At 68.4% G+C, this 14,127-nt stretch carries 10 protein-coding genes and 1 rRNA gene; 3 read left to right on the top strand and 8 right to left on the bottom strand.

Going from position 1 to position 14,127, the window contains the following annotated elements:
• Positions 1 to 22 precede the first annotated feature (22 nt).
• The 6 genes from ACWEKS_RS08270 to sucB all read right to left on the bottom strand — a co-directional run bounded on the left by ACWEKS_RS08270 (position 23) and on the right by sucB (position 7,570).
• Positions 23 to 2,218 carry an elongation factor G-like protein EF-G2 gene (locus ACWEKS_RS08270; RefSeq protein WP_452339441.1) on the bottom strand — a complete coding sequence of 732 codons (2,196 nt, stop codon included), beginning with the start codon at positions 2,216 to 2,218 and terminating at the stop codon, positions 23 to 25.
• A gap of 183 nt (positions 2,219 to 2,401) precedes the next feature.
• The gene (lipA, locus tag ACWEKS_RS08265) at positions 2,402 to 3,442 is read right to left on the bottom strand and encodes a lipoyl synthase (RefSeq protein ID WP_452339440.1); all 1,041 of its coding nucleotides are present in this window, start codon (positions 3,440 to 3,442) and stop codon (positions 2,402 to 2,404) included.
• Between the two features lie 22 nt (positions 3,443 to 3,464).
• Positions 3,465 to 4,283, bottom strand: coding sequence for a lipoyl(octanoyl) transferase LipB (lipB, locus tag ACWEKS_RS08260; RefSeq protein ID WP_452339439.1), 819 nt, complete (start codon positions 4,281 to 4,283; stop codon positions 3,465 to 3,467).
• Positions 4,280 to 4,792, bottom strand: coding sequence for an N-acetyltransferase family protein (locus tag ACWEKS_RS08255; RefSeq protein ID WP_452339621.1), 513 nt, complete (start codon positions 4,790 to 4,792; stop codon positions 4,280 to 4,282). The genes lipB and ACWEKS_RS08255 overlap by 4 nt, the downstream gene beginning before the upstream one ends.
• 82 nt (positions 4,793 to 4,874) lie before the next feature.
• Positions 4,875 to 5,774: a TIGR01777 family oxidoreductase gene (locus ACWEKS_RS08250; RefSeq protein WP_452339438.1), complete on the bottom strand. Its 900-nt coding sequence runs from the start codon at positions 5,772 to 5,774 to the stop codon at positions 4,875 to 4,877.
• Positions 5,775 to 5,803: 29 nt separating this feature from the next.
• Positions 5,804 to 7,570 (bottom strand): 2-oxoglutarate dehydrogenase, E2 component, dihydrolipoamide succinyltransferase, encoded by a 1,767-nt coding sequence (sucB, locus tag ACWEKS_RS08245; protein ID WP_452339437.1) that lies wholly within the window; start codon positions 7,568 to 7,570, stop codon positions 5,804 to 5,806.
• A gap of 794 nt (positions 7,571 to 8,364) precedes the next feature.
• Here sucB and ACWEKS_RS08240 point away from each other — a divergent pair.
• Positions 8,365 to 8,700: an oxidoreductase gene (locus tag ACWEKS_RS08240; RefSeq protein ID WP_354838482.1), complete on the top strand. Its 336-nt coding sequence runs from the start codon at positions 8,365 to 8,367 to the stop codon at positions 8,698 to 8,700.
• A gap of 102 nt (positions 8,701 to 8,802) precedes the next feature.
• Here the strand turns inward: ACWEKS_RS08240 and ACWEKS_RS08235 are convergent, their stop codons facing one another.
• Positions 8,803 to 10,308 carry a leucyl aminopeptidase gene (locus ACWEKS_RS08235; protein ID WP_452339436.1) on the bottom strand — a complete coding sequence of 502 codons (1,506 nt, stop codon included), beginning with the start codon at positions 10,306 to 10,308 and terminating at the stop codon, positions 8,803 to 8,805.
• 234 nt (positions 10,309 to 10,542) lie between these two features.
• On the opposite strand from ACWEKS_RS08235, the gene tuf reads away from it, so the two are divergent.
• Positions 10,543 to 11,739 carry an elongation factor Tu gene (gene tuf, locus ACWEKS_RS08230; protein ID WP_452339435.1) on the top strand — a complete coding sequence of 399 codons (1,197 nt, stop codon included), beginning with the start codon at positions 10,543 to 10,545 and terminating at the stop codon, positions 11,737 to 11,739.
• 4 nt (positions 11,740 to 11,743) lie between these two features.
• On the opposite strand, the gene ACWEKS_RS08225 is transcribed toward tuf, so the two are convergent.
• On the bottom strand, positions 11,744 to 13,171 hold the full coding sequence (locus tag ACWEKS_RS08225) for a sugar porter family MFS transporter (RefSeq protein WP_452339434.1): 1,428 nt from the start codon (positions 13,169 to 13,171) through the stop codon (positions 11,744 to 11,746).
• An 868-nt stretch (positions 13,172 to 14,039) separates the two neighbouring features.
• Between ACWEKS_RS08225 and ACWEKS_RS08220 the strand changes: the two genes are divergently transcribed.
• Positions 14,040 to 14,127, top strand: a 16S ribosomal RNA gene (locus ACWEKS_RS08220); the annotation flags it as partial.

Here is a 14,127-nt window from a genome sequence, read left to right as displayed (position 1 = left end):
GTGGGATCGGTGGCGGCCGGATTCAGCCGTTGCTCCCGGCCTTGTCCCGCATCGACTCCGCCAGCTGGGTGGGCATGGCCTCGTGCCGCGCGTAGGCGCGGGTGAAGGTGGCCCCGCCGTGCGCCAGTGAACGCAGGTCCACGGCGTAGCGGCTGAGCTCGAGTTCCGGCACCTCGGCACGAATCGCGGTGCGCCCCAGCCCGACCGGCTCGGTGCCCAGCACCCGGCCGCGACGGCTGGACAGATCGACCAGCACCGGTCCCACGTAGTCGTCCGAAACCACCACGTGCACTTCGGATATCGGCTCCAGCAGGTTGATGCGCGCCGCTGCGGCCGCCTCCCGCAGGGCCAGCGCCCCGGCCATCTGGAAGGCCGCGTCCGAGGAGTCGACCGAGTGCGCCTTCCCGTCGAACAGCGTCACCCGCACATCCACGAGTGGATATCCGGCCGCCACACCGCGCGCGGCCTGGGCGCGCACGCCCTTCTCGACCGACTGGATGAACTGGCGTGGAACGACTCCGCCCACCACCTTGTCCACGAACTCGATCCCGGACCCCTCGGGGAGCGGCGCCACCTCGATCTCGCAGATGGCGTACTGCCCGTGTCCGCCGGACTGCTTCACATGCCGCCCGCGCCCGGTCGCCTGGGTGGCGAAGGTCTCGCGCAGCGCCACCCGGTGGTCGATGACATCCACCTGCACCCCGAACCGGGACCGCAGCCGTTCCAGCGCCACATCGCGATGGGCCTCGCCCAGCACCCACAGCACCAGCTGATGGGTGTCGGGGTTCTGTTCCAGCCGCACCGTCGGATCCTCGGCAACCAGTCGCGACAGGCCCTGCGAGAGCTTGTCCTCGTCGGCCTTGCTGTGCGCCTTCACGGCCACCGGCAGCAGCGGATCGGGCATGGACCAGGGCTCGATGAGGAGCGGGTAATCCTTGGCGGACAACGTATCCCCGGTCTCGGCGTGCGACAGCTTGCTCACGCACACGATGTCCCCCGCGATGGCCTGCGGCAGCGGCCGCTGCTGCTTCCCGAACGGCGCGGACACCCCGCCGACGCGTTCGTCGGCATCGTGATCACCGTTGTCGCCCTGTCCGTGCCCGCACACGTGCACAGTGTCGTCGGCGTGCAGCGTGCCCGAGAACACCCGCACCAGCGACAGCCGGCCCACATAGGGATCGGAGGCGGTGCGGATCACCTCGGCGGCCAGCGGCGCGGCGGGATCGCAGGCCAGCGCGGCGGCCTTGCCGCCGGACCCGGTCGCGGACACGGGATGTTCGGCGGGCGTGGGGAATCCGCGCGTGATCAGATCCAGGATCTCCACCGTGCCGAGCCCCTGCCGCGCGCCCTCCGGCGGCGGTGCGGCGATCAGCACCGGATGGAAACTGCCGCGCGCCACCGCCTTTTCGAGGTCCGCGACCAGCGTGGCCAGGTCGATCTCCTCGCCACCGATGTAGCGGTCCATGAGGGTCTCGTCCTCGCTCTCGGCGATGATGCCCTCGATGAGCCGGTTGCGCGCCTCCTCCAACTGCTCCCGCTGCTCCTCGGAGGCGGGCGTTTCGAGGCGTTCCCCGCTGGCGTAGTCGTAGACGTGCTGGGTGAGCAGTTCGATCAGCCCGGTGACCGGCCGGTGCCCGTCGGCCCCCTTGGGCCCGTACACCGGAAGATGCAGCGGCAGTATGCTTTCCGCCCGCCCGCCGCCCAGAATCTGGCGGCAGGTCTCGGTCATGTCCTCGAAGTCCGCCCGCGCGGTGTCCAGATGGGTGAGCACGATGGCGCGCGGCATGCCGACGCGCGCGCACTCCTCCCACAGTGCCAGCGTCGCCCCGCTCACGCCCTCCACGCCCGCGGCGGCGGAGAGTACGAAAAGGGCCGCGTCCGCCGCTCGCAGACCGGCCCTGAGTTCCCCGACGAAATCCGCGTAGCCGGGGGTGTCGAGGAGGTTGACCTTGACGTGGTCCCAGCCCATTGGCACCACCGACAGTTGCACGGACCGGTGTTGTCGCTGCTCGATGTCGTCGTAGTCCGAGACGGAGGTGCCATCCTCGACCCGCCCGGCCCGGGGTACCGCCCCGGCCGCCACGGCGAGCGCCTCCACCAGCGTGGTCTTCCCGGACCCGCTGTGGCCTACCAGCACCACATTCCGTATATCGGCCGGCCTTTCGGCCACGACCACCCTGCCGTTGACACCTTGCGACGTCGTCGTTCGCTCGACCATGGCTCGCTCCCGGGGTCGATCAATGCGGTCCTTCGAGCTTCCCACCAGCGCCGCGCACGCGTCCACGAATCGACCGAACCGATTTGGATGGCGCGCCGACACCCGCCGTTCACCTGGCGAGGTGTCGCAAAACGACTGTGGCCCGGACGGTGCGTCCGGGCCACAGTGCACGAATTCGATCGGCTAGGAGCCGAAGCGCGCCAGCACGCTGGTCGCCTCCTGCGCCGCGCTGCCCTCCTCGGCGAGATGGGCCATCTCCGGAGAGATCTCGCGCCCGTGGTGGCGCATCGCCTGGGCGTACAGGCGACCCGCACGGTAGGACGAGCGGACCAGCGGACCGGCCATCACCCCGGCGAAGCCCATGGCCTCGGCGGCCTTGGAGTGCTCCACGAACTCCTCCGGCTTCACCCACCGGTCGACCGGGTGGTGGCGCGGGGAGGGCCGCAGGTACTGGGTGATGGTGATGATGTCGCAGCCCGCCTCGTGCAGGTCGCGCAGGCCCTGGGTGACTTCCTCCGGGGTCTCGCCCATGCCCAGGATGAGGTTGGACTTGGTGACCAGACCGGCCGCGCGCGCGGCGGTGATGACCGCCAGCGACCGCTCGTAGCGGAAGGCCGGCCGGATGCGCTTGAAGATGCGCGGCACCGTCTCCAGGTTGTGCGCGAGCACCTCCGGACGGGACTCGAAGACCTCGGCCAGCTGCTCGGGCACGGCATTGAAGTCCGGGATCAGCAGCTCGACGCCGGTGTGCGGGTTGAGCCGCTTGATGGCGCGCACGGTCTCGGCGTACAGCCACGCGCCGCCGTCCTCGAGGTCGTCGCGCGCGACGCCGGTGACGGTCGAGTAGCGCAGCCCCATGGCCTGCACGCTCTCGGCCACACGCCGCGGCTCGTCCCGGTCCAGGGCGGCGGGCTTGCCGGTGTCGATCTGGCAGAAGTCGCAGCGGCGCGTGCACTGCTCACCGCCGATGAGGAAGGTGGCCTCGCGGTCCTCCCAGCACTCGAAGATGTTGGGACACCCGGCTTCCTCGCAAACCGTGTGCAGCCCTTCGCGTTTCACCAGACCCTTGAGTTCGGTGTACTCGGGTCCCATGGTGGCGCGGGTGCGGATCCACGAGGGCTTGCGCTCGATCGGGGTCTCGGCGTTGCGGGCCTCGATGCGAAGCAGCTTGCGGCCATTGGGTGCGGCCGTGTTATCGGATGCCGGGGTATCGACAGAGGTCACTTGGTTCACCCTACGCTCATGATCATTCGGCCTTGGCGGGCACGGTTCGCGGCACCACCGGGAGCTGATCGGTCGTCGATGCGGGAAGCGGTTCCGGGCATTCGGCCGACGTCTTCACGCAGTGGGAGATGGTGTGGTCGGCCACCTTCAGATCGCCATCGAGGGCGCGCGCGATCGCATCGGCTGCCAGGGGACGCACCTCGTCGACGGTGACCTCGCGCCCGAGTTCGCGGCTCAGGGTGGTGACCCCGGCGTCGCGAATCCCGCACGGCACAATGGCATTGAAGCCATCCAGGCTGGAATTGCAATTCAGCGCCAGGCCGTGCAGGGTGACCCCGCGCTGGACGCGCACGCCGATGGCCGCGACCTTGCGCTCGGGCTGGGACTCCGTTGCCGGCACCCACACGCCCGAACGGCCTTCCACCCGGCCGGTTTCCAGTCCGAGCTGTGCGCAGACGGCGATGAGCGCTTCCTCCAGCCGGCGTACGTAGGCCACCACGTCGACGGGCTCGGCCAGCCGGATGATCGGATAGCCGACCAGTTGCCCAGGTCCGTGCCAGGTGATCTTCCCGCCGCGATCCACCTCGATGACCGGGCTGCCGTCCAAGGGCAGATCCTGCGGCTCGGTGCGCCGGCCGGCGGTGTAGACGAAGGGGTGTTCCAGCAATAGCAGCCGGTCCTGCCCGATGCCGTCGGCACGTTCGGCGGCGATGGCGCGCTGAAGCTCCCAGGCTTCCTGATAGTCGATGAGGCCCAGATTTTCGACGGAAAGGGGTGTGCCGTCGAAGCGGGCCGATACCGCGCTGGGTAACGGTGCGGTGGCCGTACTGCTCGTGCTCACGGCTGCGACGTTACCCCTTCATCGAGAACGGTTTGCATCAGTGTGAGATCCATCCAGCGGCCGAACTTGTGCCCGACCTCCGGTAGCTGCCCGACGATCCGGAACCCGAATCTCTCGTGCAGGGCGATCGACGTGCGGTTACTCGACTCGATCGCGGCGATCATGGTGTGTACGCCGCCCCGGTGCGCCCGAGCCAGCAGCTCGGTCATCAGGGCCGTGGCCACTCCGCGCCGCTGGAATATATCTGACACGTACACCGAGTTCTCGACGGCGAACCGGTAGCCGGACTTCGGCCGGAACTGCCCGTAGCTGGCGTACCCCGCGACCTTGCCGTCGATCTCGGCCACCAGCACCGGATGTCCGGCTCCGGTCCGCGCCGCGAACCAGGCCTTGCGCTCGTCCAGGTCGGCGAGTTCGGTATCCCAGATGGCGGTGGTCTCGGCGATGGCGTTGTTGTGGATCACCAGGATCTCGGGGAGATCGCTCTCGCGCGCATCCCGCACCAGCAGCTCGGACGGATGATTGGTCACGTTCCACACGGTATCGACGGGCCCGCTGTGACGTGCGCCGCGCCCACCGCAACGGGCCGGATCAGCCGGACTGACCGAGCGTCGCGGACAGTGCCGCGCCGATGGTGGGGTGCTGGAAGGGGTAGCCGGCGGTCTCGAGCGCGGTGGGAATTGCCCTGGGGCCGTGCAGGATTGCCTCTTCGGCGAACTCGCCGACGGCCAGCCGCAGCGCGAACGCGGGGACCATCAGGGGAGTCGGCCGGTGCATGACGCGGCCCAGCGCGCGGGTGAACTCCGCATTGGTCACCGGCGCGGGACCGACCATGTTGACCGGGCCGGAAAGGCTTTCGTGGGTGAGCGCGTAGATGATCGCGCCGACCTCGTCGTCCAGGGAGATCCACGGCACGTACTGGCGGCCGCTGCCCAGCCGCCCGCCGAGGCCGAGATAGTAGAGGGGATACAGCATTCCGAGCATGCCACCGTGCCGGGCCAGCACCACCGCGGAGCGCAGCAGCACCGTGCGCACGCCGGCGTCGGCGGCCTGCTCGGTGGCGGCCTCCCAGTCGGCGCACAGGCCGGCCAGGAAACCCGTTCCGGCGGGGGAACTCTCGGTGACGACGCGGTCGCCGAGATCGCCGCCGTAGTAGTGCACGCCGCTGGCATTGACCAGCGTCGGCACGCCCGCGGCGGCGACCGCGGCGGCCAGCACGTCGGTGGGGACGATGCGGCTGTCGCGCAGCTCTTGTTTGTAGCTGCCGGTCCAGCGCCGCTGCCCGATGCCCGCGCCGCAGAGGTTCACCACGGCGTCGGCGCCGCGCAGCGCACGTTCGTCCAGATTGGAACGGACGGGGTCCCAGGTGAATTCGTCGCGGGCGTGCACGGGACGGCGCACGAGGCGGGTGACCTCGTGCCCGTCGCGGCGCAGCGCCGCGACGAGTGCCGTCCCGATCAACCCGGACGAACCGGCGATCACGACCTTCATCCGATCATTCCTGCCGCCCGTATCCGGCATTAGAGCCCGAGGTCACCTTCGAACGCGGCCTCTTCCAGCCGGTGCTTGACGGTGGTCAGGAAGCGACCCGCGTCGGCGCCGTCGATGAGGCGGTGATCGTACGTGAGCGGCAGGTAGGCCATCGAGCGGATGCCGATGAACTCGTTGCCGTCGTCGCTGATCACCATGGGGCGCTTGACGATCGCGCCGGTGCCCAGCATGGCGGCCTGCGGCGGCACCAGGATCGGGGTATCGAACAGGGCGCCCTGCGAACCGATGTTGGTGATGGTGAAGGTGCCGTTGGCCAGCTCGTCCGGCTTCAGGCCACCGGTCCGCGCCCGGTTGGCGATATCGGCGATGGCACGCGCCAGCCCGGCCAGCGACAGGTCGTTGGCGTTGTGGATGATCGGCGAGAGCAGGCCCTGCTCGGTGTCGACCGCGATACCCAGGTTGACCACCGAGTGGTAGGTGATCTCCTTGGTGTCGGAGTTGTAGGACGCGTTCACGTTCGGGTGCACGGCCAGCGCCTCGATGACGGCCTTGGCGTAGAACGGCAGGAACGTGATGTTCACGCCCTCGCGCTGCTTGAACGCGGCCTTGGCGCGGTTGCGCATGGCGGCGATCTTGGTCATGTCGACCTCGTGCACCTGGGTGAGCTGCGCGGTGGTCTGCAGCGACTCCACGGTCTTGGTCGCGGTGATCTGCCGGATGCGGCTGGCCTTCTGGACCGTGCCGGTCAGGTGCGACAGCGACGGACGCGGCGCGGGCGCGGGCGCGGCCGGGGCGACCGGAGCAGCGGCGGCGGGCGCGACGGCAGCGGCGGGGGCCGGAGCCTTCTTGGCCTCCGCGGCGGCGAGCACATCCTGCTTGCGGATGCGGCCACCGACACCGGAACCGGTGAGGGTCGCGAGGTCAACGTTGTTCTCCGCGGCCAGCTTTCGCACCAGCGGGGTCACGTAGGGGCCGCCGTTGGTGGAGGGCTCCTCGGCCGGGGTGGCCGCGGCCGGAACCGGAGCGGGCTTGGGAGCCGGAGCCGGAGCAGGGGCGGGGGCCGGTGCGGGGGCCGGAACCGCAGCGGCCGGAGCCGGAGCGGGGGCGGGCGCGGGAGCCGGGGCAGGCGCCGGAGCGGGTGCGGGGGCCGGAGCGGGTGCGGCCGCGGCGACGCCGCTGCCGATGACGCCCAGCTGACCGCCGACGGCGATCACGTCGTCCTCCTGCGCGGAGATCTCCAGCAGGGTGCCGGCGACCGGCGACGGGATCTCGGTGTCGACCTTGTCGGTGGAGACCTCGAGCAGCGGCTCGTCCACGGCGACCTGGTCGCCGACCTGCTTCAGCCAGCGGGTGACGGTGCCCTCGGTGACGGACTCACCGAGCTCGGGCATCTTGATCGGGGTGCCGGAGGCGGCAGCGGCCGGGGCGGGCGCGGCGGGGGCCGGCGCCGGAGCGGCGGCGACCGGCTGCGGGGCCGGGGCGGGTGCGGGGGCCGGCGCGGGCGCCGGGGCAGGGGCGTCGGCGGGTGCCGGGGCGGCGGCCGGGGCCGGAGCGGAACCGGCCTCACCGATCACGCCGAGTTCGCCGCCGACCTCGACCACGTCGTCCTCCTGGGCGACGATCTTCGTGAGAACGCCTGCGACCGGGGACGGGATCTCGGTGTCGACCTTGTCGGTGGAGACCTCGAGCAGCGGCTCGTCGACCTCGACCGTGTCTCCTTCCTGCTTCAGCCACCTGGTTACAGTGCCCTCGGTGACGCTCTCACCAAGAGCCGGCATCTGGACGGAGAAGGTCATGTCCGTTGACTCCTCTGACTGCTCGTCGGGTTAAACAGTTCGTCTCTCCGCGGGCATGGCACCGCGGGTCGCGATGTCGTCCCGACGGCCACCGATCATTCTGCGGCACCGGAGATCCGTGTTGGTTCTTGTTCCAGCCACCCATCCTTGCACTCGTCCGGGTGCGGCGTGTCACAGGGCGGCCGTTGCGCCGACCTCTCAGTGTCGCGATCCCCCGCGTGAGCAAGAGATCTCCCTGGCGTGAGCGTGAATTGGCGGGAATGGCATGAGACGTATCACGTTTGCGCGCGACACCTCTGTCCCGGGTGCCGCTGGCCGGGAGTCACGGCAGCACTGAGCGGGATAGCCGACAGCTAGCTGAACTCACCGGCGGCCCGCCGACGGGATGGCTGGGCGTCCATGGGGGAGTGCGGCGGTTACGTCGCGGGAGTGATGAATTCGCGGGGCGTGGTGAATCGGCTGAGGGCACGCAGGATGCCGGCAGCTTCGCCGCAATGTCGATGGGCGCCGTCGGCGCACGCGAACGCCCTTTCGCATGTCTCTCGTGTCGGCGCATGGATTTGGCCCCGCGGCATCGTCTCACCGGCCCCGAATTGCCGAGTGCGCCACCGGGCTCGCCGAATCGCGTTTCTGCGGTCGTCCCGGGGCGCGGGAGCCAGCGCTGGGCTGAGCCGGGGCTGAACGGATTCTGTGGGGCTGCTTAGGGGTTGGCCGGGGGACTGGCGAACGGTCCGGGAGCTGGCACTATCGAATTATCCGGCGGTCTTTCCGTGGCCGGAGAGGAGGTAGCCGGGATGGGTTTCCTGGATCTGTTCGGGCGCAGCGGTACCGCGCGCCGGGGTGATGCCGACCCCGAGGCGATGGCGCATCTCGCCGCCTGGACCCGAAGCCATTACGGCGTGGAGGCTTTCGTCGAGCCGCGCACGACGGTGTCCGACGTCTCGGTCGTCCTGGTTGCCCACGACGGGTCGTGGACCCGCCGCGCGGTCGGCGAGCGCGGCGCGCGACGCCTGTCCGCCACCTTGAACATCCCCGTCTACGACGCCCGCCGAGTCGGCTACCCCCAGCGCATGCGCGACTACGAAGCGCGCCGCCGCATCCTGGAACGCCGCGCGGCCCAGGACCTCTGACGCCGGGGCCCGGAACGTCCGGTGCGAGTCCGGCCGCGCCGAACGACGACGCCCGCCACCGCATCGAGCGGGGCGGGCGTCCGTGTGCGACTGCGCCGTTCGCTACTCGGCGGCGATGTCCTCGAGGGTGGCGATGAGGGTGCGGACCGGGACGCCGGTGCCGCCCTTGCCGATGTAGCCGAACGGCCCGCCGGTGTTGTAGGCGGGACCGGCCACATCCAGGTGGGCCCACTGCACGCTCTCGGAGACGAACTCCTTGAGGAACAGGCCGGCCGACAGCATGCCGCCCCAGCGGTGCGGCGCGACGTTCTGCAGGTCGGCGATCTTGGAGTTCAGGTCGGCGCGCAGTTCCGCGGGAAGCGGCATGGCCCAGGCGTTCTCGCCGACGGCCTGCGAGATGCGGGCCACCCGGTCGCGGAAGAGGTCGGTGCCCATGACGCCGGGGGTGCGGGTGCCGAGCGCGACCATCTGCGCACCGGTGAGGGTGGCGACGTCGATGACGTAGTCGGGCTCGTCCTGGCCCGCGCGCACGAGCGCGTCGGCCAGGATGAGCCGGCCCTCAGCGTCGGTGTTGATGACCTCGACGGTGGTCCCGCCGAACTGGGTGAGCACGTCACCGGGCCGCTGCGCGGTGGCCGACGGCATGTTCTCGGCCATGGGCACGGTGGCGACAACCGTGAGCGGCAGGCTCAGTCGCGCTGCCAGCAGCGTGGTGGCGATGACCGCCGCCGCGCCGCCCATGTCGGAGGTCATGTTCTCCATGTTCGCTGCGGGCTTGATGGAGATGCCGCCGGTGTCGAAGGTGATGCCCTTGCCGATGAGCGCCACCTTGGGGTCGCCGCCCGCGTAGGTGATGCGGATCAGCCGCGGCGGCCGCGAGGAGCCCTTGCCGACGCCGAGAATGCCGCCGTAGCCCTGGGATTCGAGTTCCTTCTCGTCCAGGATCTCCACCTGCAGGCCTGCGGCCTTGGCCAATTCCGCTGCGCGGTTGGCGAATTCGGCCGGGAACAGGTCGTTGGGCGGGGTGTTCACGAAATCCCGGGCGGTGGCCACGGCTTCGGCGACGGCCTGCGCCCGGAACAGCGCCTCTTCCCCGAATCCCGGTTCGGGAACCAGGAATTCGACGCGCTTGACCGGCTGATCGTCGTCCTTGGGCGCGGTCTTGGCGGACTTGAACGTGGTGAACTGGTACGCGCCCAGGTAGAAGCCCTCGGCCGCCGCGCCGAGGTCCAGCCCCGACAGCGTGGTGACCGCGGTCGCCACCCCGGTCAGCGCCCGACCGGCCGCACCGGCCGACTTGCGCACCTGCTCGGCGTCGAGCTTGTCCTCGGCCCCGAGCCCGACCGCCAGCACGTAGTCGACGCCCAGCCCGGCCGGAGCCGGCGCCCGCGTGACCTCCTCGCCCTTCCCCTTGGCCCCGACCGCCTGCAGCGCAGTCAGCAGCGCGGCCCGGGTCTCGCCGTCCAGCACATCCTCGAAGGCGTCGGCGGGCGCGATCTCCGGCCCGTCATCCGTCGAGGTGAGGCCGATGACGAGGACGTCGGCCTGCCCGATGCTCACGGTGCGTACGAGGTCCGGTCCGAGCGAACGATCTGCAACAGCTGTCATAACCGCCCACGTTACTTCCCCTGCTCACCCGAGGCGGGTTCGGCGCGTCTCCCGGGGACTCGCCGAGCGGAACACCACCCGTCAACAGTCCTGTACGTCCGGTTCGGACTGTTCTCGACCTGTGCGGGCCGGCGGCTGAATACCCTGGAACAGACACCGCCGTCGGGCATGACTTCGCGGTGTTCCCACCCTCCGGTGCCCTCTCGAATCGCGCGGGCGCACAGGAGGTTCCCAGTGGCGAAGGCGAAGTTCCAGCGGACGAAGCCGCACGTCAATGTCGGCACCATCGGCCACATCGACCACGGCAAGACCACTCTCACCGCGGCGATCACCCGGGTCCTGCACAACAAATATCCGGACCTGAATCCCTTCACACCCTTCGAGGCCATCGACAAGGCCCCCGAGGAGCGGCAGCGCGGCATCACCATCTCCATCGCCCACGTGGAATACCAGACGGAGAACCGCCACTACGCGCACGTCGACTGCCCCGGCCACGCCGACTACATCAAGAACATGATCACCGGCGCCGCCCAGATGGACGGCGCCATCCTGGTGGTCGCCGCCACCGACGGCCCGATGCCGCAGACCAAGGAGCACGTCATCCTGGCGCGCCAGGTCGGGGTCCCGAAAATGGTGGTGGCACTGAACAAGTGCGACGTGGTCGAGGACGAAGAGATCCTGGAACTGGTCGAACTCGAGGTGAGCGACCTACTCAGCGAATACGAATTCGACGGCGACAACACCCCCATCGTCCGCGTCTCCGCCTACCAGGCGCTGGAGAACCCGACCGGCGAGTGGGGCGACACCATCACCGAACTCCTGGCCGCCGTGGACGATTGGATCGACACCCCCACCCGCGAGGTCGAGAAGCCCTTCCTCATGCCCATCGAGGACGTCTTCACCATCACCGGCCGCGGCACCGTCGTCACCGGCCGCATCGAACGCGGGGTCCTGAAGGTCAACGCGGAGGTGGAGATCGTCGGCATCCGCCCGAAGACCACCAAGACCACCGTGACCGGCATCGAAATGTTCCGCAAACTGCTGGACGAGGGCCAAGCCGGCGAGAACGTCGGCCTCCTCCTGCGTGGTGTCCGCCGCGAAGATGTGGAGCGCGGCCAGTGCGTCATCAAGCCGGGTTCGGTCACACCCCACACCCAGTTCGAAGGCCAGGCCTACATCCTCTCGAAGGAGGAGGGCGGCCGCCACACCCCCTTCTTCAACAACTACCGCCCCCAGTTCTACTTCCGCACAACGGATGTCACCGGCGTGGTGACGCTTCCGCAGGAAGTGGAGATGGTCCTCCCGGGTGACAACGTCTCCATGGAAGTGGTCCTCATCCAACCCATAGCCATGGAGATCGGCCTCAAATTCGCCATCCGGGAGGGCGGCCGCACGGTCGGCGCCGGCCAGATCACCAAGATCCTCAAATAGCCGTTCAGCCCATTTCTTCCAGTGCCTTGCCCTTCGTCTCCGGAACCCACCTGAGCACGAAGGGAATCGAGAGGATGGCGAAGGCGGTGTAGATGACGTAGGTCCCCGACAGGTTCCAGTCGGCCAGGCTGGGGAAGCTGGCGGTGATGACCCAGTTGGCGATCCACTGCGCCGACGCGGCCACGCCGAGCGCCGCGGCGCGCAGCCTGTTGGGGAACATCTCGCCGAGCAGCACCCACACCACGACACCCCACGACATGGCGAAGAACAGCACGAAGCAGTGCGCGGAGATGAGCGCCACGATGCCCTGGGTGTGCGGCAGACTCACGCTGTTCCCGGACCCGGACTTGTAGGAGAACGCCCAGCCCTCCAATGCGAGCGAGATCGCCATACCCGTGGATCCGATGAGCGCCAGCGGTTTCCGCCCGATCCGATCGACCAGCACCATGGCGATCACAGTGCCGACGATATTGATGATCGAGGTGGTGAACGAGTAGAAGAACGAACTGGACGGGTCGATGCCCACCGACTGCCACAGCGTCGCCGAGTAGTAGAAGACGACATTGATGCCGACCAGCTGCTGGAACACCGACAGCCCGATACCGATCCACACCACCGGCAGGAACCCGAACCCACCGCCCAGCAGATCCTTGAACGTCGACCGGTGCTCGCTGTGCATGGCCTGCTCGATCTCGGCCACCCGCTCGTCCAGATTCCCCTTGTCGCCCTCGACCTGGGCCAGCACCTCCTTGGCCTTGTCGGTCTTGCCGATGGAGATCAGGTACCGCGGCGACTCCGGAATGGTGAACGAGAACAGTCCGTACAGCGCCGCCGGCACCACCATCACCCCGAGCATCCACTGCCAAGCCTCGAGTCCTGCGATATGGCCGCGCTGCTCACTGCCCGCCATCTTCAGAATCGCGAAGTTCACCAATTGTGAAGTGGCGATACCGATCACGATGGCCGCCTGCTGGAACGACGCCAGCCGCCCGCGATACGCCGGCGGCGACACCTCGGCGATGTACGCGGGCCCGATCACCGATGCCATCCCGATCCCGATGCCACCGATCACACGCCACATCGCGAGATCCCAGAGCGCGAACGGCAACGCCGACCCGATCGCGCTACAGGTGAACAACGTCGCCGCGATCCGCATACACCAGATGCGCCCGATCCGGTCCGCGGTCCGTCCCGCGATCGCCGCCCCCACCGCGCACCCGATCAATGCAATGGCCACCACCTGCGCCAAGGTCGCCGACCCGATGTCGTACCGAGACCGGATCGCCTCGACCGCACCGTTGATGACCGAGCTGTCATACCCGAACAGAAACCCACCCATGGCCGCCGCAGCGGTAATGAACACGACATAGACGAGGCCGTCCGCCCCACCCACCTGATCGCCGGGCGTTCGCTCACCCACCGTTGAATTCACGCAGACTCCTTCGTCCCGACCCGGAGCCTCGTGAGCCCGGGCCAACCACCCTGGGTAAGACCGAGATGACGCACAGAACCCCGTCAGACGGCGCACTCCGACGATCGTTGCTGCTCTGATGCTTGTCAACGCGGCCCGCAGGGCTGGTTTTCCGGTGATGTGGACAGCCGGTGTACCTGCGATGCGGTCTTCTCTCCCCGCCAGCTGCTCGGCCTCTCGGAGTAGTAGTGCCGCGGTCTCGACATCGCCGGCTCGCGCGGCGTCCGTCGCTCGCGACACCGCATACAGAACTCCGGACCTACCCTCGCGACTCTCCGTCCGCGCCCGAACAGCTGCGGCCACGAGACCTCCTTACCCATAGGCAGTGTTGTGGGGAGGTATTCGGAGCCGCGCGCTCTTCGACTTGTTCGTGCCAGTCATCCGATGTGCCGGAAAAGCGCAGGTAGACAGCCGATTTGACTTTGGTTCGTCGCAACACGTAACTTATTCCAGGTCAGAGCGACACGGACACCGACCCGGAGCCCCAAGGGCCTGGGAAACGAGGTTGGACGAGGAGCGCCTGATGATCACACTAGTTCCACCTGACCAGCAGATTTGGTCTGCTGCATGATGCGAGCTAAGCTTGATAAGTTGCCTAGCTGATCGAACGGGCTTACCGCCCGGGAGATGGCTTGTGCGTGTGTTCTTTGAGAACTCAATAGTGTGTCGATGAATGTCAGTGCCAAATTTTGAAATTTGGTTCCGATTCTCACCCCCCGTGTGAGGGTCGGACATTGAAGTCGGCTAATTTCCAGCCGGCTGTTTTTGCTAGGTTTTCGGACTCTGGTTCGAGATACTTCTGATTCGCCTTCGGGTGTTTCTAGAGTCTTCAACGGAGAGTTTGATCCTGGCTCAGGACGAACGCTAGCGGCGTGCTTAACACATGCAAGTCGAGCGGTAAGGCCCTTCGGGGTACA

It is taken from the genome of Nocardia sp. NPDC004711, from assembly GCF_053601595.1.
Note: the sequence above shows the minus strand (reverse complement) of the source record. Positions and strands in the feature narration are given on the sequence as shown.

What these genes read in the sequence shown, in the direction of transcription:
- sucB (WP_452339437.1), bottom strand. Translation starts at nt 7,570, where the DNA reads ATGACCTTCTCCGTCCAGATGCCGGCTCTTGGTGAGAGCGTCACCGAG.
- ACWEKS_RS08250 (WP_452339438.1), bottom strand. Translation starts at nt 5,774, where the DNA reads ATGAAGGTCGTGATCGCCGGTTCGTCCGGGTTGATCGGGACGGCACTC.
- ACWEKS_RS08270 (WP_452339441.1), bottom strand. Translation starts at nt 2,218, where the DNA reads ATGGTCGAGCGAACGACGACGTCGCAAGGTGTCAACGGCAGGGTGGTC.
- ACWEKS_RS08240 (WP_354838482.1), top strand. Translation starts at nt 8,365, where the DNA reads ATGGGTTTCCTGGATCTGTTCGGGCGCAGCGGTACCGCGCGCCGGGGT.
- ACWEKS_RS08235 (WP_452339436.1), bottom strand. Translation starts at nt 10,308, where the DNA reads ATGACAGCTGTTGCAGATCGTTCGCTCGGACCGGACCTCGTACGCACC.